The sequence below is a fragment of the Streptomyces sp. NPDC103540 genome (genome assembly GCF_055584445.1).
This window is the reverse complement of sequence record NZ_JBVJMA010000011.1, coordinates 62,264-82,874: the sequence shown is the minus strand read 5'-3', so window position 1 is coordinate 82,874 and position 20,611 is coordinate 62,264. Positions and strand designations below refer to the sequence as shown.

At 73.9% G+C, this 20,611-nt stretch carries 18 protein-coding genes; 11 read left to right on the top strand and 7 right to left on the bottom strand.

All coding sequences use genetic code 11. The features are described 5' to 3' along the window. Nucleotides 1-91: 91 nt before the first annotated feature. Nucleotides 92-3,073 carry a D-alanyl-D-alanine carboxypeptidase gene (locus ACZ6ZI_RS25885; protein WP_469524583.1) on the bottom strand — a complete coding sequence of 994 codons (2,982 nt, stop codon included), beginning with the start codon at nt 3,071-3,073 and terminating at the stop codon, nt 92-94. Between the two features lie 185 nt (nt 3,074-3,258). Here ACZ6ZI_RS25885 and ACZ6ZI_RS25880 point away from each other — a divergent pair, with 185 nt between their 5' ends. The 3 genes from ACZ6ZI_RS25880 to ACZ6ZI_RS25870 all read left to right on the top strand — a co-directional run bounded on the left by ACZ6ZI_RS25880 (nt 3,259) and on the right by ACZ6ZI_RS25870 (nt 5,593). Continuing rightward, nucleotides 3,259-4,002, top strand: coding sequence for a GOLPH3/VPS74 family protein (locus tag ACZ6ZI_RS25880; protein ID WP_363061572.1), 744 nt, complete (start codon nt 3,259-3,261; stop codon nt 4,000-4,002). Between the two features lie 297 nt (nt 4,003-4,299). Further along, nucleotides 4,300-5,181 (top strand): helix-turn-helix domain-containing protein, encoded by an 882-nt coding sequence (locus ACZ6ZI_RS25875; RefSeq protein ID WP_363061570.1) that lies wholly within the window; start codon nt 4,300-4,302, stop codon nt 5,179-5,181. A gap of 208 nt (nt 5,182-5,389) precedes the next feature. Beyond that, entirely contained in the window at nt 5,390-5,593 is a 204-nt protein-coding gene (locus ACZ6ZI_RS25870; protein WP_363061568.1) for a DUF397 domain-containing protein, read from the top strand. A 133-nt stretch (nt 5,594-5,726) separates the two neighbouring features. On the opposite strand, the gene ACZ6ZI_RS25865 is transcribed toward ACZ6ZI_RS25870, so the two are convergent. Then, a complete protein-coding gene (locus tag ACZ6ZI_RS25865; RefSeq protein WP_469524581.1) occupies nt 5,727-6,641 on the bottom strand; it encodes a hypothetical protein in 915 nt (304 codons plus the stop codon). A 127-nt stretch (nt 6,642-6,768) separates the two neighbouring features. Here ACZ6ZI_RS25865 and ACZ6ZI_RS25860 point away from each other — a divergent pair, with 127 nt between their 5' ends. Continuing rightward, nucleotides 6,769-7,965, top strand: coding sequence for an aminotransferase-like domain-containing protein (locus ACZ6ZI_RS25860; RefSeq protein ID WP_469524579.1), 1,197 nt, complete (start codon nt 6,769-6,771; stop codon nt 7,963-7,965). 39 nt (nt 7,966-8,004) lie between these two features. Here ACZ6ZI_RS25860 and ACZ6ZI_RS25855 read toward each other — a convergent pair whose 3' ends face one another. After that, nucleotides 8,005-9,249 (bottom strand): barstar family protein, encoded by a 1,245-nt coding sequence (locus tag ACZ6ZI_RS25855; RefSeq protein WP_469524578.1) that lies wholly within the window; start codon nt 9,247-9,249, stop codon nt 8,005-8,007. Between the two features lie 139 nt (nt 9,250-9,388). Between ACZ6ZI_RS25855 and ACZ6ZI_RS25850 the strand changes: the two genes are divergently transcribed. From ACZ6ZI_RS25850 to ACZ6ZI_RS25840, 3 genes are all read left to right on the top strand, one after another. Continuing rightward, complete coding sequence (locus ACZ6ZI_RS25850) at nt 9,389-10,441, top strand: AraC family transcriptional regulator (protein ID WP_469524577.1); 1,053 nt, start codon at nt 9,389-9,391, stop codon at nt 10,439-10,441. Between the two features lie 158 nt (nt 10,442-10,599). Further along, nucleotides 10,600-11,211, top strand: a complete 612-nt coding sequence (locus ACZ6ZI_RS25845; protein ID WP_469524575.1) for a hypothetical protein — start codon at nt 10,600-10,602, stop codon at nt 11,209-11,211. A 181-nt stretch (nt 11,212-11,392) separates the two neighbouring features. Then, nucleotides 11,393-12,583, top strand: a complete 1,191-nt coding sequence (locus tag ACZ6ZI_RS25840; RefSeq protein WP_469524573.1) for a lipase family protein — start codon at nt 11,393-11,395, stop codon at nt 12,581-12,583. A gap of 58 nt (nt 12,584-12,641) precedes the next feature. Here ACZ6ZI_RS25840 and ACZ6ZI_RS25835 read toward each other — a convergent pair whose 3' ends face one another. Together ACZ6ZI_RS25835 and ACZ6ZI_RS25830 are read right to left on the bottom strand one after the other, a co-directional pair. Further along, complete coding sequence (locus ACZ6ZI_RS25835; protein WP_469524572.1) at nt 12,642-14,258, bottom strand: alpha/beta hydrolase; 1,617 nt, start codon at nt 14,256-14,258, stop codon at nt 12,642-12,644. A gap of 141 nt (nt 14,259-14,399) precedes the next feature. After that, on the bottom strand, nt 14,400-16,262 hold the full coding sequence (locus tag ACZ6ZI_RS25830) for an AMP-dependent synthetase/ligase (protein WP_469524571.1): 1,863 nt from the start codon (nt 16,260-16,262) through the stop codon (nt 14,400-14,402). A gap of 227 nt (nt 16,263-16,489) precedes the next feature. On the opposite strand from ACZ6ZI_RS25830, the gene ACZ6ZI_RS25825 reads away from it, so the two are divergent. Together ACZ6ZI_RS25825 and ACZ6ZI_RS25820 are read left to right on the top strand one after the other, a co-directional pair. After that, a complete protein-coding gene (locus tag ACZ6ZI_RS25825) occupies nt 16,490-17,314 on the top strand; it encodes an LppU/SCO3897 family protein (RefSeq protein WP_469524569.1) in 825 nt (274 codons plus the stop codon). Between the two features lie 61 nt (nt 17,315-17,375). Continuing rightward, a complete protein-coding gene (locus tag ACZ6ZI_RS25820; RefSeq protein ID WP_469524568.1) occupies nt 17,376-17,756 on the top strand; it encodes a VOC family protein in 381 nt (126 codons plus the stop codon). Nucleotides 17,757-17,759: 3 nt separating this feature from the next. On the opposite strand, the gene ACZ6ZI_RS25815 is transcribed toward ACZ6ZI_RS25820, so the two are convergent. Beyond that, on the bottom strand, nt 17,760-18,695 hold the full coding sequence (locus ACZ6ZI_RS25815) for a helix-turn-helix domain-containing protein (protein ID WP_469524566.1): 936 nt from the start codon (nt 18,693-18,695) through the stop codon (nt 17,760-17,762). Nucleotides 18,696-18,942: 247 nt separating this feature from the next. Beyond that, nucleotides 18,943-19,365 (bottom strand): ATP-binding protein, encoded by a 423-nt coding sequence (locus ACZ6ZI_RS25810; protein ID WP_469524564.1) that lies wholly within the window; start codon nt 19,363-19,365, stop codon nt 18,943-18,945. Between the two features lie 156 nt (nt 19,366-19,521). On the opposite strand from ACZ6ZI_RS25810, the gene ACZ6ZI_RS25805 reads away from it, so the two are divergent. Further along, nucleotides 19,522-20,379 carry a helix-turn-helix domain-containing protein gene (locus ACZ6ZI_RS25805; RefSeq protein WP_469524563.1) on the top strand — a complete coding sequence of 286 codons (858 nt, stop codon included), beginning with the start codon at nt 19,522-19,524 and terminating at the stop codon, nt 20,377-20,379. After that, the gene (locus ACZ6ZI_RS25800; protein WP_469524562.1) at nt 20,376-20,570 is read left to right on the top strand and encodes a DUF397 domain-containing protein; all 195 of its coding nucleotides are present in this window, start codon (nt 20,376-20,378) and stop codon (nt 20,568-20,570) included. The genes ACZ6ZI_RS25805 and ACZ6ZI_RS25800 overlap by 4 nt, the downstream gene beginning before the upstream one ends. Nucleotides 20,571-20,611 lie beyond the last annotated feature (41 nt).

Below are 20,611 nucleotides of genomic sequence, written 5' to 3'. Positions count from 1 at the left end.
ACGGACGCGGGACCCGGTCGCGGATCCCGACTCATCGGACGTGCCGCGGCGCCCCGGGGTTGCCCGGGGCGCCGCGGCCGTTCCCGTCGCGTCATCCGATCCGGGTCAGCTTGCTGCCGACGCCCGGCGAGGACAGCTCGCTCTTGAGGGCCACGGGCACCTTCACCTGGCTGGCGCCCTCGCCGACGGTCAGCACGCCCACCGGGGTCCCGGCCTTGGCCGACTCCGGGATCGGGGTCCCGCCGTCACCCAGCTTGAGCTCGACCTTCAGGGACGGCCACCCGACCGCCTGCACGTCGGCGGTGGCGACGACCGGGGTGTGGCCGCCGAGGCCGTCGTCGACGTAGCCGACGACCGCGCCCTTCTTGACCACCGGCGCGCCCTGGATCTCCTTCTGCGTGGCGATCAGGAGGGTGCGGCTCGCGGCGATGACGCTGTCGATGATCGGCGGCTTGTGCTGGGCGAGGACCGCGCCGACGATCAGCTGGTTGGTGTCGCCGACCTTCTTCTGCGCGGCGAAGAGGAGGTTTCCGCCGGCCTTGGTCGTCGTACCGGTCTTGATGCCGAGCGAGTCGTTGAGCGGGACCAGACGGTTCCAGTTCGGCCAGGTCTTGCCCTTCGGGTCGACCCAGCTCGGCTTGCGGGTGATGTCCACCAGCGCGTCCATCTCGACGATCTTCAGGCCGAGCTTCACCTGGTCCTCGGCGGTGCTGACCGTGGTCGCGTCCAGGCCGGAGGGGTCGGTGTAGGTGGTGTTGGTCATGCCGAGTTCCTTGGCGGTCTCGTTCATCTTCTTGACGAACGCCTCCTGGGAACCGGAGTCCCACCGCGCCAGCAGCCGCGCGATGTTGTTGGCCGACGGGATCATCAGGGCGGCGATCGCGTCGTACTCCGAGATCTTGTCGCCCTCCTGAACGGTGTTGAGGGTCGACTCGTTGTCGGACTTGTCCTTCTGCCCCTCGATCTCCGCCGTCTTGTCGACGTCGATCATCGCGCCCTTCTCCCCCTTCTTGAAGGGGTGGTCGCGCAGGATGATGTACGCCGTCATCGACTTCGTGACGCTCGCGATCGGCACCGGCTTCTGCTCGCCGGAGCTGCCGATCGTGCCGAGGCCGGCGGCGGCCATGGAGGCCTGTCCCTCGGTGGGCCAGGGCAGCTCGGGCTTGCCGCCGGGGAAGGCGTACGTGGACTCCGCGGTCAGCACGAGCTTCGGCGCGGGCAGCGGGCGCACCAACTGCACGACGGCCAGCACGATCGCCAGAAGCACCACGATCGGGGCGTAGATCTTGACCCGCCGCAGCGCGGTCCGCATCGGGGACGGCGGCGGGGGCGGGTTGTTGGTGAGGTCCGCCAGCATGTCGAGCGGCGGCCTGGGCGGCAGCGGCTGCTGGGTGGTGCGCTCGCTGGGGTCGATCCGGGGCGGCGCCGGGGGCGCGGCCGCGGGGGTGGGCACGGGTCCCGCGGCGGCCTTGGGGGCGGGCGCGGGCTTCGGCGGGGCCGGCTTCTCGCCGTCGCCGCGCAGCGGTACGAAGGTGCTGGGGGCGCGGCCGTCCCGGCCCGCGTTCCCGGTGGCCTTGCCGTCCTTGCCCCGGTCCTTGTCCGCGTCCGTCGGCGCGGGCGCGCCCGGCTTGACGGCGCGGAACACGGCGGTGCGCTCGCCGTCGGACTCCGCGGGGGCCGAACCGGAGGCCGGCTTCGCCGCCGGCCTGCCGGGGAACGGGGGCTTCGTCTCGGCGGAAGCGGAATCGGAGTCGGCCTTGACGGCGCGGAAGGCGGTGGTGCGGTCGTCCTCGCCCGCGGCGGGCTTCTTCGGACCCTCCGTCGGACCGCCGGCGGCCCTCGGGTCGGGCGCCGAACCGGGCTTCACGGCACGGAAGACGGCGGTCCGCTCGCTGTCGACGGACTCCGGCTTCTCGGCCTTCCCGGCCTTCTCGGGCTCCTCGGTCGTGTCGGCCTTCGCGGCCTTCTCCGCCTTCTCGGCCTTCTCGGCGGCAGGCGCGGCCTGACCGGGCTTCACCGTACGGAAGACGGCGGTCCGCTCGCTGTCGGCAGCCCCCGACTTCTCGGTCTTCTCCGCCTTCTCGGCCGCCTCGGGCTTCTCGGCCGCCTCGGGCTTGTCGGACCGGTCGACGGTCGGCGCGGGCACACCCGGCTTGACCGTGCGGAACACCGCCGTGCGCTCGCCGTCGACCGGCTTCTTCCCCGCCTCGGGGGCGTCCGCGTCGGAAGCGGAGGGCGCAGAGGGCTCGGCGGGCGCAGGCGAGCCCGGCTTCACGGCGCGGAAGACGGCGGTGCGCGCGTCGGTCTTCCCCGCGTCCTGCGCGTCGCCCTCCGGCCGGTCGGCGGTCGGTGCGGGCGAGCCCGGCCTGACCGTACGGAACACCGCCGTGCGCTCGTCCGCGGCGGGCTTCTTCCCGGCCTCGGGTGAGGCGGCCGGAGTCGGCTCGTCAGCAGCGCCGGCGGCCTCGGTGGCGTCGTCGGCCTCGGTGGCGTCGTCGTCGGCCTCGGGCGCGGGGGTGGAGGGGGTCGGGCGCACGGCGCGGAAAACGGCCGTGCGTTCGGTGTCGGGCGCCTTCGCGGGGGCGGAAGCGGAATCCTCCGCCTCCGGCTTCGGCGCGCCCGACCCGGAGGCGGCCGCCGCACCGGATCCCACGGAAGCGGAACCTTCCGTACGCGGGTCCGGGCCCGGGGACTGGCGGACCACGGCGGGGGCCGGAGCGGAGGCGGGGGCCGCGTCCGCCCGGGAGGAGGACGCGTCGGAACCCGCGCCCCCGGCCGGCTTCGGCGCAGGCTCCGCCCCGGACTTCGCCTCGGAGCCCGCGGCCTCGGCGGACCCGGCGCGCGTGCCCGACCCGGCCTCGGAGTCGGCTTCGGCTTCGGCCTCGCCCTCGGAGTCCGCGGCCGGCGCCCGCGACGGCTCGGCGGTCGCCACCCAGGCGGCCACCGCCTCCTTCAGCGGGTCACGACGTTTCAGCGGCTGGAAGACCGAGAACCTCGGGTCCTGTTCCGCGGAGGACTCCGCCGCCCCCGGCGCTCCCTCATCTACCGACTTGTCGGGGGACTCGCCCGCCACCGTTCCTCCTCGATCGCCGTCCGGCCGCTGTCCGAACCGTCTAACAGTGTCCCGTCTAGGGGGCATCGCCCACGTGCTAGACGAGAACGACATAGCTGCTGGTTCCCCTACAAAGCGACCAGGCACTCTCGACAGATGAATGTGAGAGGCGTCACCCTGTCACTCATCCACGCGGGGAGGCATGGATGGGCAGGAGCCGCAGAACAATTCCGGAGGAGCTTCTGCTGCTCGCCTTGGACCCGGCCACGGGTACCACGGCGCAGCCGCAGTCGCTCGACCTCGGCCTGGCCGGGGCACAGCTAGTGGAGCTGGCTCTGGCAGGACGGATAGCCCCTGACGGGGATCGTATCGCCGTGGTGATGCCACGGCCGACAGGAGATCCGACTTTGGACTCCGCACTGGAACTGCTGCGCAGGCGCGGCAGCCCGGTACGGGCGGTCCACTGGATCGGCGGGCCCCGATTGGGGCTGCGCCAGATCTACCTCGCGCACCTGGAGCGCTGCGGCATGGTGCATGCCGTCGCGGGCCAGATGTGCGGGGTGTTGCCGACGACTCGCTACCAGGCGACCGATACGGCGATCAGCCGGGAGATCCGTGCCCGGCTGGACAGTGCGATCCGCACCGGCGTACCGCCGGACCCGCGGACCGCGGCGCTCGCCGCGCTGGCCCACGCGGTCGGACTCGGCAAGCACCTGTACCCCGGCAACGAGGGGCGTTCGTCCAGGTCCCGGCTGCGGGACCTGATCCGGCACGACCCGATGGGCGGTCTGGTGGCGCACGCCGTCATGGACGTCCAGAACGGTGTGGCGGCACAGCCGCGTCGTGACCGCGCCGCGGCCCCGCCGCCGGCCCGGGCCGCGTCCGGGAGCGCCGGCGTACCGATGCAACCGCGTCGTACGGGCGCGATGGCGCGGGTCGCCGCGCACTGATCCACCGCACACGGGTTCAGCACGCACCGATCCACCGCGCGGGGTGGTGGGGCCGACCTTCCGGTCCCACCGCCCCGCGCGTAGGCGCGTCGGCGCCGTACGCGCCGGCCGCGCCGTACGTCCGGACGCCCGTCGTACGCCCACGCGCCGTACGTCCGTACGCCCGCGCGTTCGCGCCGGTGCGCCCGCGGTTCCCGATTTCCCGTTCCCCAGCGGTATCGCACCCTTCGGTGGCAGTCTGCTGAACATCAGAAACGCAGCGAGACAGCGACAGAAGAAGGCGGAGGTGCCGTTCCCGTGGCGTCCAATGTCAATCCCACCGTCCGACGCCGCCGACTGGGCATGGAGTTGCGCAAGCTCCGTGAGGACAAGGGCATGACGGCCGAGCAGGTCGCCGAGCGCCTCCTCGTCTCCCAGTCGAAGATCAGCCGGTTGGAGAACGGCCGCCGTTCCATCAGCCAGCGCGACGTACGGGACCTGTGCGAGGTGTACGAGGTCGAGGACCCCCGTCTCGTGGACTCGCTCATGCAGATGGCCAAGGACTCCCGCCAGCAGGGCTGGTGGCACGCCTTCGGGGACATCCCGTACAGCGTCTACATCGGCCTGGAGACGGACGCCGCCAGCCTGCGCACCTACGAGCCCCAGATGGTGCCCGGGCTCCTCCAGACCCCCGACTACGCCCAGGCCCTGATCCGCGGCGCGCTGCCGGAGACGGCGCCCGCCGACGTGGACAAGCGCGTCCAGGTCCGCATGCACCGCCAGAAGCGGCTGTCCGAGACGGACAACAACAACCCGGAGGTCGGGCCGCTGCGGCTGTGGGCGGTGATCGACGAGGCCGCCCTGCGCCGGCACGTGGGCGATCCGCAGTTGATGATCCGGCAGCTGGAGTTCCTGATAGAGCAGTCCGAGCAGCCGTACATCACCGTGCAGGTGATGCCGTTCTCGATGGGCGCGCACCCGGGGGTCAACGGCCAGTACGCGATCCTGGAGTTCCCGGACGCCTCGGACTCGACGGTGGTCTACATCGAGGGCGTCACGAGCGACCTGTACCTGGAGAAGGCCAACGACGTCCAGAAGTACAGCGTGATGTACGAGCACCTGCGCGCGCAGGCCCTCAACGTCGATCAGACCCGGCAGTTCATCTCCGAGATCATCGACCAGTACGCGTCCAAGGCGTAAGCGGAGGGGCCCCTGTGGCCGGTGGGGTCGCGGGGGGCGGGCACCGTACACCGTCACTCCCCGGCCGCAGAAGGCCCGAATGGAATATGCCACCCGGTCGAGTGAATGCCTCCGTCACCCGTGGAGAGGTGCGGGTAGCGTCGATCACGTCAGCCGGGGAAGGGTCCGGCGGGCGCAACCGGAACTACTCGCTGAACCGGAGAACATCATGGCTATTCGTCAGGGCGCCACGGACAACTGGACCAAGTCCTCCTACTCCGGCGGAAACGGAGCCTGCGTCGAGGTCAAGTCCCCCGTCATGGAGACCGTCGCGGTCCGCGACTCCAAGGTGCAGGACGGTCCGGCGCTGACCTTCGCGCCGGGCTCCTGGTCCTCCTTCGTCACCGGCGTCACCGAGGGCCGGCTCGTCTGAACGTCTCCCCCCACATCCCCACCTTCGAAGCCCTCTCGACCGGCCCGCCGTCCTGGCCGAGGGGGCTCGGCCACACCCGCGGCGCCGATGTCGTGAAGGCCGGCCCGACCGCCAGGCGGGCCGGCCCCGGCGTTCAGCGCAGGCCGTCCACGTAACGGTCCGTCCCCGGGACCGTCGGAATGAACGGCGCCACCAGTTCCACCCGTCCCGAGCCCGATCCGGACCCCGGTCCGGACCCGGACCCGGACCCGGACCGCGCGATCTCCTCGTCGAGGCCCTGGAAGCGGTCCCAGCAGGTGCGCGGGTCGGCTTCGAGGAACCACAGCAGGGTGAGGCGGGTGTCGACCCCCTCGACCTGCTTGACGTAGGTCATCCGGTCCCCGGGCAGCGGCGTGGGCCGGAAGACGGTCACCATCGCCGCCGGAGAATCGTTCAGCCGCTGGGGCAGGATCCGCGAGCGCAGCCGTTCGAGCAGCTCCGCCCGACCCTCGGGCCCGTCGGCTTCGACGACCTGGAGCACGAGCCCGGCGTAGGGGTGGTCCAGGGCGTGGAAGTCGCGGGGGCCGGCGGCGCCGTCGCGGTAGACCGTCGCCTCGTGGTCCTGGAAGGCCGTGAAGACGTGGGTGCGGTCCCGGTAGACGCGCCCGTCGCGGTTCAGCCGCTTGTTGATGCCGACCGTCCACTTCATGTGCTCGTCGTAGCGGCCCTCGGTCACCCAGTACGTCGACAGGTAGCAGCCGGCGGTGACCGGCTGGGCGACGGCCGACTTCTCCGGGTAGCGCAGCTCCTGGAGGTCGCGGGTGGCGACCCAGCGGCGGCCGGCGTACATCCAGGGCATGGCCATGGCGCCGGCGTAGTAGTGGTCGTCCTCGTACCAGCGGTTGTAGGCGTACTCGTGGCCCGGGTGCGGCTCCACCATCGTGATCAGCGCGTGGCCCGGGTGGACCCCGTACGGGCCGACCGCCGCCAGCTCCCCGTAGTCGTCGGCGCGGGTGTCCTCGGCGCCGGGGCCCTCGGCGCGGCGCCCCTGTCCCTCTGTCGTCGTCATGGCACCGGTCTAACTGATGTGGCGTCAGATGGGGAGGGGGCGGACGCCGTTCACTCCGTGGACGGGTAGGTGCCCTCTGCACCTTTCCTCGTTAGGCTGCCGCCACCCGCCACCCGAAGGAGCCCCCATGCCCCTCGCCCCCGCCGCCGCACTGCCCGCCTTCGCCGCCCGCGCGCGCTCCACCGGCGGTTCGCCCGTACGCGAGATCCTGGCGCTCACCGAACGCCCTGGGGTGATCTCCTTCGCCGGTGGCCTGCCCGCCCCCGAACTCTTCGACACCGCCGGACTGCGCGCCTCCTACGGGGCCGTCCTCGACGGCCCCGACGCCGCCCGCGCCCTCCAGTACTCCACCACCGAGGGCTCCCCCGCCCTGCGCGAGGCCGTCGCCGCCCGCGTCGGCGCCCGGGGCCTGGCCGGCACGGCGGACGACCTCCTCGTCACCACCGGTTCCCAGCAGGGCCTGACCCTCCTGGCCGCCACCCTGATCGAGCCCGGCGACACCGTCCTCGTGGAGAACCCGACCTACCTCGCGGCCCTCCAGTGCTTCGCCCTCGCCGGGGCCCGGGTCGTGGCCGTCCCCTGCGACGCGCAGGGGCTGCTGCCCGACGCCCTCGCCGAGACCGTCGCCCGGGAGCGGCCCAAGCTGCTCTACACCGTGCCCACCTTCCAGAACCCGACCGGCCGCACCCTGCCCGGCGCGCGCCGGGCCGAGGTCGCCCGGATCGCGGCCCGCCTCGGACTGTGGCTGATCGAGGACGACCCGTACGGGGACCTGCGCTACGAGGGCTCCCACGAGCCGTGGATCGCCGCCCACCCCGGCGCCGAGGACCGCACCGCCCTGCTCGGCAGCTTCTCCAAGGTGATGGCCCCCGGGCTGCGCCTGGGCTGGCTGCGGGCCCCGGCCGCGCTGCGCCGTGCCGCCGTGGTCGCCAAGCAGGCGGCGGACCTGCACACCTCGACGGTCGACCAGCTGGCCGCCGCCCACTACCTCGCCGGCCGGGACCTCGACGCCCACGTCGCCCGGGTCAAGGAGGCCTACCGGGAGCGCCGCGACGCCCTCCTGGCGGGACTGGGCGGGGCGCTCCCGGCCGGCTCGGAGTGGAACCGCCCCGAGGGCGGCATGTTCGTCTGGGCCCGTCTGCCCGAGGGGTACGACGCGGGGGCGCTGCTGAAGTCCGCCGTCGCCCACGACGTGGCGTACGTGCCCGGCGCCCCCTTCTTCACGGGCTCCCCCGACCCGCGCACGCTGCGGCTGTCCTTCACCACCCACACCCCGGCGGAGATAGCCGAGGGCCTGCTCCGGCTGGGGCGGGCCCTGCGATAGGGCGTGGGGCGCGGGCCGCGGGGCCCGGGCGGTGGCCCGTCAGCGGAGTTCGACGGTCACGCCGAAGTCCCGCAGCCGGGCCACGACCTCCTCGGCGTAGGAGACGTCCGGGGTGGCGCCCGCGTCGGCGAGGGCCGCTCGGGAGGCCTCGAAGTCGTGCCAGACGAGGGTGAAGGGCGGGGTGGGGCAGGCCTCGTAGCAGCCGGACAGGGCGTCGAAGAGGGAGTTCCAGCAGCGCCCGTAGGCGCCGCCGGGGCCGTTGACGGCCTCGCCGAGCGCGCAGTAGAGGGCGTGGTGGCCGGTCACCGCGGCGCCGTCGAGGTGGCGGGTGTCGCCCGCCCGGGGCCCGTCGGGTTCCCGCACCGCCAGGTCGAGCCACTCGCCGTGCAGGGCGTCGGGGAACTCCCGCCACAGGCCCGGCGTGGTGGGGCGCCCCTCCTCCCACAGCCGCCACAGCGCCTCGACCTCCGGGACCGGCCGCTCCTGGATCTGGCCGATCGCCGTCACGTCGAGCAGGCCGTCGCCCCGGTCGCACGGCTCCTCCTCCATGACGTGCACGGACAGGTGGCGGCCCGTGAGCACGCGGCCCGCCCGGTCGACCGCCAGGATCTCCACCCGCCCGCGCGCGGACCACTCCCACAGCGCGCGGTCGTCCACCTCGCAGCCCAGCAGCCGCAGCACGTGGGAGTCCTCGGGGATGCCCCGGCGGTCGGGGCCGCCGGCGAACAGGCCCGGCACCGCCTCGCAGGTGCCGTTCGGCTCCTCGCGCCGGCCGGAGGCGTCGTACAGGACGTACGTCATCTGCTCCTGGCGGGAGGCGGACGGGCGGCCGAAGGACCAGTCCGGGGCCTCGACGCCGACCTCGACGGCCACGTCGAAGCGCGCGGGGTCCTTCGGGTCGCGTCGGAAGTCGGTGACGACCACGTCGTGCAGCAGGTAGCTCCACCCCCACACCCGTTCGCCGCCCAGGCTCACGTCCAGGCACAGGTCGCCGGCCCGGCCGCCGTTCGCGCCCTCGATCGCGGCGAGCAGCGCTCCCTCGGGGGCGCACCCGAAGAGGACGAGTTCCTCCCTCGGGGGCACCGGCACCTCGGCGAACAGCCCCTCGACCGCCGTGCACTTCGCCAACACCCGCAGCTCTCCCGGGTCCCCCTCGGGGGTCTCCCGCTCCTCGACGACGACGACGAAGCGCAGGGGGATCTCCCGCTCCCAGGTCCAGCGGGTCTTCCAGGGGTTCACGGCGTCCGTGGGGTTCACGGGGTCCGTGGGGTGCGTGGCGGTCATGGGGGTCATTGAACCCTGGGCCTCAGCCGTACAGCGCGTCGATTTCGGCGGCGCAGCGGCGGGCGATCTCCGCGCGGCGCGGCGACCGGAGGCGTCGGCACCGCTGACCGCGGCGCTCATCGCGGCTACCGTCGGGGGCATGGAGAGGGCTGCGGGAAGCGCCACACCGGCCGGCGCCGCCATGGGCCGGCGGACCGTCACCGTGCACCACGTCCGCGCCGTCCTCGCGGGGGTGCGGCGCGCGGGCGTCGATCCGGTGCCGCTGCTCCAGGAGGCGCGGATCGCGCCGCTGTTGCTCGGCGACGACCGGGCGCGGTTCACGGCGGCGCAGTTCGCCCGGCTGTTCCGGGCCCTGTACCGCACGACGCGCGACGAGTTCCTCGGCCTGGCCCCGCTGCCCAGCCGGCCGGGCACGTTCGCGATGATGTGCCACGCCTCGCTGGGCTGTCGCGACCTGGAGGCGGCGACGCGGCGGGCGGCCGTCTTCTACGGGCTGTTCCCCGGCGGGCCGACGCTCGCGCTCGAAGTGGCGGGCGTGCGGGCCCGGTTCACGGTCGCCGACGCCTTCGACGGGGACGAGGAGCGGTTCATCGGCGAGTGCGTGCTCGCGATCTGGCACCGGTTGAGCAGTTGGCTGATCGGCCGCCGCATCCCCCTGGAGCGGGTGTCGTTCGCCCATCCGGCGCCGCCGCACGCCCGGGAGTACGCGGCGCTGTTCGGCTGCCCGGTGGGCTTCGGCGCCGACCGGACGGGCGCGACCTTCGACGCGCGCTGCCTGACGGCGCCGCTCGTGCGGGACGAGGCGGAGCTCGACGCGATGCTGCGCCGGGCCCCGTTCGGCCTGTTGGCCCGTCCCGAGTACGCGACGACGGTCGCCGAGCAGGTACGCCGGACCCTGACGCACCGGCTGCGCGAGGCGCCGCGGCTGCCGGAGCTGGGCGAGGTGGCGGCCCGTCTGGCGGTGTCCCCGGCGACGCTGCGGCGCCGCCTCCAGGGGGAGGGCACCTCCTTCCGGCGGCTCAAGGACCAGGTGCGGCGGGACGCGGCGATCGCGGGCCTGACCGAGGGGCGGGAGCCGATCGCGGAGCTCGCGGCCCGGCTGGGCTTCTCCGAGGACACCGCCTTCCACCGGGCCTTCCGCCGCTGGACGGGGACGACTCCGGGGGCGTACCGGATCGCGTCGGGGGCGTAGGCGAAGGCTTGGCGCCGGCGGCGCGCGGGGTCCCGTACGGGCTCGCTCCCCCACGCATCCGATCACCGTTGACCACGCAAAGCGACGGCCCGGATACTCGGCGTGGCGAACGCCCGCTCGGGCTTCGCAGACGGTTTCACCGGTGGAGAGGTGGACTCATGGGCTTCCTGACGAGGAGCGAGGACGAGGACGCGGGCGACGGCGCGAGCGGGCACGGGAGCGGCGCGGGACCGGGTCGCAGGGCGGTCCTGACGCGCGCCCTGGGCGTGGCGGCGGCCGGGCTGACGGGCGCGGCCCTGGCGACGGGCGCGGCGGCCGGTCCGGCGGCGGCGGGGGTCCGCGCCAACCAGTCGAACTGGCGGTTCTGCACGAAGTGCTACGGCATGTTCTTCCGCGGCTACCCCACGGACGGCGCCTGTCCGGCGGGCGCGGGCCACGACGCGCAGGGCTACGACTTCAACCTCCCGTACAACGTGCCGGAGACCGCGACGGCTCAGCGGAACTGGCGCTTCTGCACGAAGTGTTACGGGATGTTCTACTACGGCTACCCGGACAACGGCCGCTGTCCGGCCGGGAACGCGCACGCCATGCAGGGCTACGACTTCGTGCTGCCGCACGACGTCCCGCAGACGACCGGCACCCAGCGCAACTGGCGGTTCTGCCCGAAGTGCTACGGCCTCTACTACTACGGCTACCCGACCAACGGCCGCTGCCCGGCGGGCAACGCGCACGGCATGCAGGGCTACGACTTCGTCCTGCCGCACTTCTAGGGCCTCTCCACGGCTCCCGGGCCGCGTCCTCACGGGCGAGCGGCCCGCCCGCTTCGGCGCGGCCGACCGGTGTGGGGAGTCCGGGTCAGGAAAGGTGAGCTGTCCGGTCAGACACATTCCGACTGGTCGGTCACTACCTTCGCCTCACCCACCCCCACACCGGACCCCCGGGAGAGCCGCCATGCGCGTCCGAAGCACCGGCACCACCCTGGCCACCGCCGTCGTCCTGGCCGTCACGGCCTGGATCCCCGCGACCGGCGCCCACGCCGACCCCACCGCCGCCGGCACGACCGCCGCAGGGCCGACCACCGGCAAGGCCCCCGGCGACCTGGTCTCCAGCGCCCCGTCCGCCTTCCACCCCCTGCCGGGGCAGCCCACCGGCACCAAGGCCTGGAAGGTCCACTACCGCTCCACCACCGCCGACGGCGCCCCCAACGTGGTCTCCGGCACGGTCATCGTCCCGCAGGACGGCCGCACCGGCCCGCGCCCGCTCATCACCTACGCGGTCGGCACCGTCGGCCTCGGCGACTCCTGCGCGCCGAGCGCCAACCTGCCGCACGGCACCTCCATGGAGGCCAACCTCATCCAGCAGTACACGCTGCGCGGCTGGGCCGTGGTGGTCACCGACTACGAGGGCCTGGGCACCCCGGGCACGCACACCTACACCGTCGGGCCCTCGGCCGGTCACGCGGTGCTGGACGCCGCCCGCGCCGCCGTACGCCTCCCCGAGGCGGGCCTGTCCGCGGATGCGCCCGTGGGGATCGTGGGCTACTCCCAGGGCGGCCAGGCGAGCGCCTGGGCCGCCGAGTTGCAGGGCTCGTACGCGCCGGAGCTGAACGTGAAGGGCACGGCGACGGGCGGGGTCCCCGCGGACCTCCTGGAGGTGGCCGACTTCAACGACGGCTCCTTCGGATCGGGGCTGATCTTCATGGCGGCGGCCGGGCAGGACGCGGCCTTCCCCGAGCTGAAGCTCGACTCCTACCTGAATCCGGCGGGCCGGGCCCTGGTGGCGGGGATGAAGGAGAACTGCGTCGCCGTCGACGCGGTCGCCGGGGCCTTCAAGCGGATCTCCGACCTGACGACGAGCAACCCGCTGGAGCGGCCGGACTGGCGGGCCCGCCTGAACCAGAGCCGGCTGGGCCGGACCGCTCCGGCGGCGCCCGTGCTCCAGTACCACGCGGTCGGGGACGAGTTGATCCCGTACGCGACGGGGCGGCGGTTGCGCTCCGAGTGGTGCGCGCGGGGCGCGGACGTGCGGTTCGACACGATCTGGCTCGGTGAGCACGTCAGCGGGGTCATCACGCACTCCCTGACGGTCGGGAACTGGCTGGCGGACCGCTTCGCGGACCGTCCCTCGCGCCCGGACTGCTGACGGGCCCCGTCCGGCGGGGGTGCCCGGCCCCCGGCCGCGCCCCCGGTGCCCGGCGGGCTCAGTCCTCCGCCGGGCAGGAGCGGGTGCCGCGCGGGAGGCGGCCGTCGAGGAGGAAGCCGTTCACGTAGCCGGTGACGCAGCGGGTCTGCCCGTAGCCGGTGTGGCCCTCGCCCTTGTTGTCGATGATCACCGCCGAGCCGAGCCGGCGGGCCGTCTCCTCCGTCCACTCGTACGGGGTCGCCGGGTCGCCCCGGGTGCCGACGAGCAGCATGCGCGGGGCGCCCGGGTGGTCGATCCGGCGGATGAAGTCGGTGCCGGCGGGGCGGCCGTGGCAGGCCAGGACGGACCCCAACTGGTACGGGCCGAAGATCCTCGACGCCTCCAGGAACGCGGGGCGCAGGGCGAGGAGTTCCTTCTCCAGGGCCTGCGGGGTGGCCTTGTCGCCGCTCCGGTCCGGGTCGTCGGCGCAGTTCACGGCGGTCAGGGCGGCCTCCCCGTTGTCGGCGGGCACCGGGGAGGGGTCGTCGTCGTCCTCGGGCGGCGGTTCGGCGGGGCCGCCCAGTTCGAGGAGGCCGACGGGGTCGCCGCGGTGTTCGGCCGCGGCGAGGGCGTCCGCGAGGGCGGGCCACCGCGCGCGGGAGTACAGGGCGGCGGCGATCGCGGCGGCGGCGTCGGCCCCGGTGAAGTGCGAGCCGTCCTGTCCGATGAGCGGCGCCCGGTCGAGCCGCTCCACGAGGGCGTCGACCTCCTCCTTGGCGGTGCGGGTGTTGGTGCCGTAGACGCAGCCGGGGCGGTGCGCGCACCAGACGAGGAAGTTGTCGAGGGCGCGTTGTTGGCCGCGCGCCGAGACGAGGGCCTGCTCGACGAGCGGCTCGGAGAGGGTGTCGACCCCGTCGAGGACCATCCGGCCGGTGTCGCGGGGGAACAGCGCGGCGTACACGGCGCCGAGGCGGGTGCCGTAGGAGAAGCCCAGGTAGGCGAGCTTGCGACCGCCCAGGACGCGGCGTACGACGTCCATGTCGCGGGCGACGTTGACGGTGCCGACGTACGGGAGGACGGGCCCGGAGTGGCGCGCGCAGCGCGCGGCGTGGGCGCGCAGGGCCGCCAACTGCGCGGCGGCGTCCGGGGCCGTGGCCCCTTCGGCCGCGTCCCCGTCGGCCGGGACGGCGTCGGCCGGGTCGTGGCCGGCGCCGCAGGAGATGCCGTCGCTGTGGCCGACGCCGCGGGGGTCGAAGCCGATGAGGTCGTAGCGTTCGCCGAGCTTCGCGAAGTCCTCGGACCCGGCGGCGAGCGCGGCGACTCCGGATCCGCCGGGGCCGCCGAAGTTCAGCAGGAGCGGGCCCAGGCGGCGGTGGGCGGGGCCGGTCGCGGGTATGCGGGCGAGGACCACCCGGGTGGTGCCCTTGGCCGGGTCGGCGTGGTCGAGGGGCACGGTCAGGGTGGCGCACCGCATCTCGGCGGGGGCGCGCCGTTCGGGGCAGGGGCCCCAGCGGGGGCGCTGCTCGTGGAAGCGGGCGAGGGGGTCGGCGGGGCCGGTGGCCTTCGGCGCCGGGGACGGGGCGGCCGGGGCGGGGGCGGCGGGGGCGGTGGCGAGGGTGGCGAGGGCCAGTGCGCAGGCCGCTGCCGCGGGGCCGGTACGGGGCCGGCCGGCGCGGGGGCGGCGGGAACGGTGCACGGCACCTCCTCGTGCCTCGCGCGGCCCCCCGGACCGGTCCGCTCCACCATAAGCGGGCCCCGCCCGGGGCGCCCCCCGACCGCCGACCGCCCGGCCGCCTCACCGCCCGGCCTGGCGGCGGTGCCCGCCCCTCGGGTCCTTCTACGCGCGGCGGTACAGCTCCTCGATCCGCTCCTCGTAGTCGCGGGCGATGGCGTCCCGGCGGAGTTTGAGGGAGGGGGTGAGGTGGCCGCGGGCCTCGGTGAAGTCGGCCGTCAGGACGGTGAAGCGGCGGATGGACTCGGGCCGCGAGACGAGCTTGTTCGCCTCGTCCACCGCCGTCTGGAGCTCGGCCAGCAGTTCCGGATCGGTGACCAGCTCGCGCAGGGGCACCTCCTGCTTGCGGTGCATCCTGCGCCAGTGCGCGAGCCCGTCCGGTTCCAGGGTGAGCAGGGCGGCGACGTAGGGCCGGTTGTCTCCGACGACCATGCACTGGCCGACCAGGGGGTGGGCGCGCAGCCAGTCCTCCAGGGGGGCGGGGGCGACGTTCTTGCCGCCGGAGGTGATGATCAGGTCCTTCTTGCGGCCGGTGATGGTGAGGTAGCCGTCGGCGTCGAGTTCGCCGATGTCCCCGGTGGCCAGCCAGCCGCCGCCCGGGTGCGCGGCGACGTTCCAGTACCCGGCGAAGACGTGTCCGCCGCGCAGCAGCACCTCCCCGTCGTCGGCGATGCGCACCGACGTGCCGGGCAGGGGCCAGCCGACGGTGCCCAGGCGGGGGCGCAGCGGCGGGGTGACGGTCGAGGCGGCGGTGGTCTCGGTGAGTCCGTAGCCCTCGAAGATCTCGATGCCGGCGCCGGTGTAGAAGGCGGCGAGGCGGCGTCCGAGGGGGGAGCCGCCGCTGAGGACGTAGCGGACGTGCCCGCCGAGGGCGGCGCGGATGCGGCGGTAGACGAGGGGGTCGTAGAGGGCGCGGGCGAGGCGCAGGCCGAGGCCGGGGGTCTTGCCCTCGACGGTCTCCCCGAAGCGTCGGGCGATGCGGGCGGCCCGGTCGAAGGAGGAGGCGCGGCCCATCTTCTCGGCGGTGGCGCGGGCGGTGTTGTAGACCTTCTCCATCACGTAGGGGATGGCGAGGAGGAAGGTCGGGCGGAAGCCGGCGAGGTCGGCGAGGAGTTCCTCGGTCTGGATGCTGGGGGCGTGGCCGAGTCGGACGCGGGCGCGCAGGCAGCCGACGGCGACCATCCGGCCGAAGACGTGGGACAGCGGCAGGAAGAGCAGGGTGGAGGCCGGCTCCTTGCTGGCGGACGTGAAGACGGGGTGCAGCAGGGCAACGGCGTTGTCGACCTCGGCGAAGAAGTTCGCGTGGGTGATCACGCAGCCCTTGGGGCGGCCGGTGGTGCCGGAGGTGTAGACGAGGGTGGCGACGGATTCGGGGGTGCGGGCGGCCCTGCGGGCGTGCACGACGGCGTCGGGCACGTGCTCCCCGGCCTTCACGAGCCGGGCCACGGCTCCCGTGTCGAATTCCCACAGGTGGGCGAGGCCGGGCAGGTTCGCGCGCTCGGCGCTGATCATGCGGGCCTGGGCGGTGTCCTCGACGGCGCAGGCGACGGTGCCGGAGTCGTGGAGGATCCAGCGGACCTGGAGGGCGGAGGAGGTGGGGTAGACGGGTACGGTGACCAGCCCGGCGGCCCATCCGGCGAAGTCGAGCAGGGTCCACTCGTAGGTGGTGCGGGCCATGATGGCGAGCCGGTCGCCTTCGGCGAGGCCCTCGGCGATGAGCCCCTTGGCGACGGCGAGCACCTCGGCGGCGAACTCGGCGGCGCTCACGTCCCGCCAGGTGCCGTCGCGTTCCTTGCGGGACAGGACGATCGCGCCGGGGTCCTCGCGGGCGTTGACGAAGGGGAGGTCCCCGAGGGATCCGCTCGTCGGCGGCGGTACGAGCGCGGGTACGGAGACCTCGCGCACCACTCCGTCGACGGTGGTCTTGACGGGCTCGACGAGTCTCGGTTCGAAGGTGTCCAGGTCCACGGGCGTCTTCTCCTCGGTCGCTCGGGAGTTACCGCCGGTAATCTACGCACGGGTAACCGCCGGCGAACACCCCTCGGACGCGTTCTCCTCCGCACCTGCACACCCCGCACCCGAGCCCCCCTCGCCGAAACCTCTGCCCCGGAACGGCTGCGTCGACGCGGGGGCACCGGGCAGAATCCCCGGTGGTCCGTCAACTCGCCTCCGCAGCCCACCCTTTGGAGCAGCCGGTGTCCTCGCAGGAAATCGTCCTGACCCTCAGCCCGCAGGAGGCCGCCACCGGGGTGACCATCACGGTCCCCCTGCCGACGGGCTCCACCCGCCTGCGCATCCCGCCGGCCCGGGACGGCGACCTCGTCCGGGCCCGCGTCGGCGACGAGGAGGTGCTGCTGCGGATCCGGGTCTCGGCCACGGCCGCCACGGCGGCGGCAGCGGCGGGCGCGGGGGCGGGCGCCGCGACCGCGACCTTCGCCGCGCCGCCTCCCGCCGGGCCCGCCCCGGGCGGCCGGACCCGCGCGGTCGGCTGCCTGGTGGCCGGGGCGGTGGCGCTCGTCGTGGTCATCGCCGCCGTCGCGATCGGCGGTCGCGACGACTACACCTCCGACAAGGCGGGCTCCTCCTCGTCCGCCACGCCCTCGCCCACCGAGTCCTCCTCGCCGCCCTACGACACCGCCCCGCAGCCCACGGTGACCGTCGCCCCCACGCCCGAGCCCACGCCGACCTCGGAACCCGCCGACGCCCCCACGTACTCCTTCCCCACCCCCGTCTTCCCCTCCCCCGCCGAGCCCAGCCCGTACGACCGGGGCACCTGCCTGAACGGCACGCTGCCGGACTCGACGACACCGACCCGCGTCAACGACGTGGACGAGGTGCCCTGCTCGGCGTCCGACGCCCACTACAAGGTGATCGAGACCTTCCCCGGCACCGACGACATGGACCGCTGCAAGTCCAACTCGAAGACGGAGTACTCCTTCTCGGCCCGCTACACGCGCGGCGGCGTCGTCACGAACCAGTACGTCTACTGCCTCGTCGGTCTCGGCTCGTACGCCCGCTGACCTGACGGGCGGGGGACGAACGGATGGACAGCCCCGCGCCCGGCCTCCGATAGTGCGGGCCATGAGCTCTCTCGTGCGCCACACCACCGTCGACTGTTCCGACGCCTACGCCCTCGCCCGGTTCTGGGCGGAGGCCCTCGACGGCACCCTCGCCGACGACGACCACCCGGGCGACCCGGAGGCGACCGTGACCTCGGCGGGCGCCTCCCTGCTGTTCATCCGGGTCCCCGAGGGCAAGAGCGTGAAGAACCGCGTCCACTTCGACCTCCAGCCGCAGGACCGCGGCCGCGACGAGGAGGTGGAACGCCTCCTCACCCTGGGCGCGAGGACGGTCGGCGACTTCCGCAGGCCCGACGGCACCGGCTGGGTGACGATGGCCGACCCGGAGGGCAACGAGTTCTGCGTGGAGCGCAGCGCGGCCGAACGCGCGGCCACGGAGTAGGCCTCAGGCGGCCCCCGGGGCGCCCGGGTGGTCGTCCTCGGGCGGGCAGGTCCGGCAGCGGCCGGGCGCGGGGGCCCGGAAGGCCCGGTCGCAGCCGTCGCAGTTCTGCATCGGGACCACCGCCGGCCGCCGTACGGACGGCGGGGGCGGGGCCTGCGGCATGGGCGGCGGGAGCCCCGCACCGAGCCGGTGCCCGAGCAGACCGGCGGCGCTGCGCAGGTCCGCCGGCAGGTCCGCCACGAGCACGCGCCGCACCGCCTCCGGGTCGGCGCCCCGCTCCAGCCAGGCGTCCACCCTGGGCGCGAGCCGGCGTACGTCGCGCTCCCCGAGCAGCAGCCGCGGATCGTCCCCGCGCAACCGCACGAGCAGGTCGGCGGCGGCCCGCCCGGCCTCCTCCGCCCCGGGCGGCACGGGGTCCGGCGCGGGCGCGGGGTCCGGCGCGCGGGCCGGGACCCGCACCGCCTCGGGGGCCGGCTGCGGGGACGGCTCGGGAACCCGGGCCGGAACCGGCTCCGGCCCGGGGGGCCCGGGCGGTTCGGGGGGCCCGGGGGGTTCGGGTGGTTCGGGGGCGGCTCCGTCCGGCCGGTTGTAGGACACCGTCCGGGTCACCAGACGGCCGTCCGCCGTCCGTACGCGACAGCGCTCCAGGTAACCGGCCGCCTCCAGCTCCCGCAGGGCGGAGGCGATGCGGACCTCCCCCTCGGGGAACCGCTCGGCGAGCACCTTGATCCCGACCCGGGAGCCGGCCGGCAGCGACTGGATGTGCACCCCGAGCCCGATGGCCACGAGCGACAACCGCCGGTGCCGGGCGAGGTGGTTGCCGACCACCACGTAGTGATCGCGGTGCCGGACGTTGACGTGCATGACCCCGGACGGGGTGTTCGCGCCCCGATCGGGGGACGGCGCGCGACAGCTCGCGCTAGGCTGCGTAAGAGCCATGGGGAAGGGTTTCGCTTCCTACTTGGTGAGGCCCTCGCCCGGGATTGCTGTCCCGCCGGGGGCCGCCTCATTTCGTATGGCGTGCGGGGCGAGCATATGCCCGCCAACCCTGGCGAAATCCAGCCCAGTTGGGCCGATTCACCCGCGCGAGTGAGTGCGGGGACGGTGGGGTGGGGAGGGGTTGGTTCTTGCCTTCGGTACACCCCCGGAGGGGACGTACCGGATCACCGGATCCCGGCTCCCCGCGTCACGGCGCGAGCCCCTCACCGGGCACGTCCCACTCCGCCCACACCACCTTGCGGGGCGGCGGCCCCGCCTCCACGCCCCACCGGTCGGCCACCGCCACCACCAGCGCCAACCCCCGCCCGCCCTCCGCGCCCGGATCCGCGTCCCGGAGTTCCGGGATCCGGTCCCGCCGGGTGTCCGTCACCTCGACCCGCAGCGCCTTCTCCCCCCGGATCAGCGCCACCTGGAACCCCCGCCCCGGCACCCGGCCGTGGGTCACCGCGTTGGCGGCCAACTCCCCGACCACCAGGGCGACCCCTTCGGTCGGCAACCCCCACGCGAGGCACTGCTCCACGGCGAGCCGCCGCGCCTGCCGGGCGGCGCGCGGCGTGGCGGGCAGAACCGCCACGAACTGGTTCTCGAAGTAACCGATTTGACTATTCACGTCACCCAGCGTGGAGCGCGCTGCGTAGCGTGAGAAGCGGGATCGCCCCCGTGTCCGGGCTTTGTCCGCCGCTTGTCCGGCGCTGTCCGGGCTGTCCCGAAGGCCGTACGGGCAGGGGGTGTCGAGTCATTTTCGGTGCGTCGGAGGTGGGCACGCATGGGCGTGGACAGTGACGGTACGGAAGACGCGGGCTGGGAGCTCGACCCCGAGGACGAGCAGGGCGCGGCGGTCCTGGCCGCGCTCGGCCGCCAGCTCAGGGCGTGGCGCGAGGAGGCCGGCCTGAGGGCGGCGGACTTCGGCACGGCGGTGGGCTACGGCGAAGACCTGGTCCGCAAGATCGAAGCGGGCAAACGGATCCCGCGCCCGGAGTACCTGGACAAGGCGGACGAGGTACTCGCGGCGAGGGGCCGGATCGCGGCGATGAAGGTGGACCTGGAACAGGTCCGCTACCCGAAGACGGTCCGCGCTCTCGCGAAGCTGGAGGCGAGGGCGGTGGAGATCGGGATCTACAACAACCACAACATTCACGGCCTTTTGCAGACAAGGGAGTACGCCTCTGCCCTGTTCTCGATGCGTCGACCGGCTTACTCGCCGGCCGAGATGGATCGCGTTCTGGGCGCCCGCATGGCGCGCCACTCGATCTTTGAGCGGGTCCCGGCGCCCACGCTCAGCTTCGTCCAAGAAGCGGTGACCCTCATCCGGCCCATCGGAGGGACAATGGTTCTGCGTCGGCAGCTCGAACATCTGCTGGAGGTTGCGCACTTGCCGAATGTGGAGTTCCAGGTGATGCCAACCGACGTCTCCGACCATGCGGGGATGGGTGGACTCATCGAGTTGCTCAAGTTCGCGGACGGCAGGGCGGTGGGGCGATCGGAAGGGGCCTTCCAAGGGCGCCCCGTCCACGACCCGAAGCAACTCCGGATCCTCGATTTGCGCTATGGCATCATCCGAGCTCAAGCGCTCACGCCACGGGAGTCACGGGACTTCATCGAGGGACTACTAGGAGAGACATGATCCACAATCCCGAGCTGGACTGGTTCAAGAGCAGCTACAGCAGCAGCAGCGAAGGCGACGATTGCGTCGAGGTCGCGCACACGCCCGCCCTGATCCACGTCCGCGACTCCAAGGACACCGCCCTCCCCCATCTCAGCTTCGGCCCCGATGCGTGGAGCGGGTTCGTGTCGGCCGCGCGTGTTACACAATGACCCCTGGCCACAACGGGGGTTGACGTAGCGCGGGGGGTGCC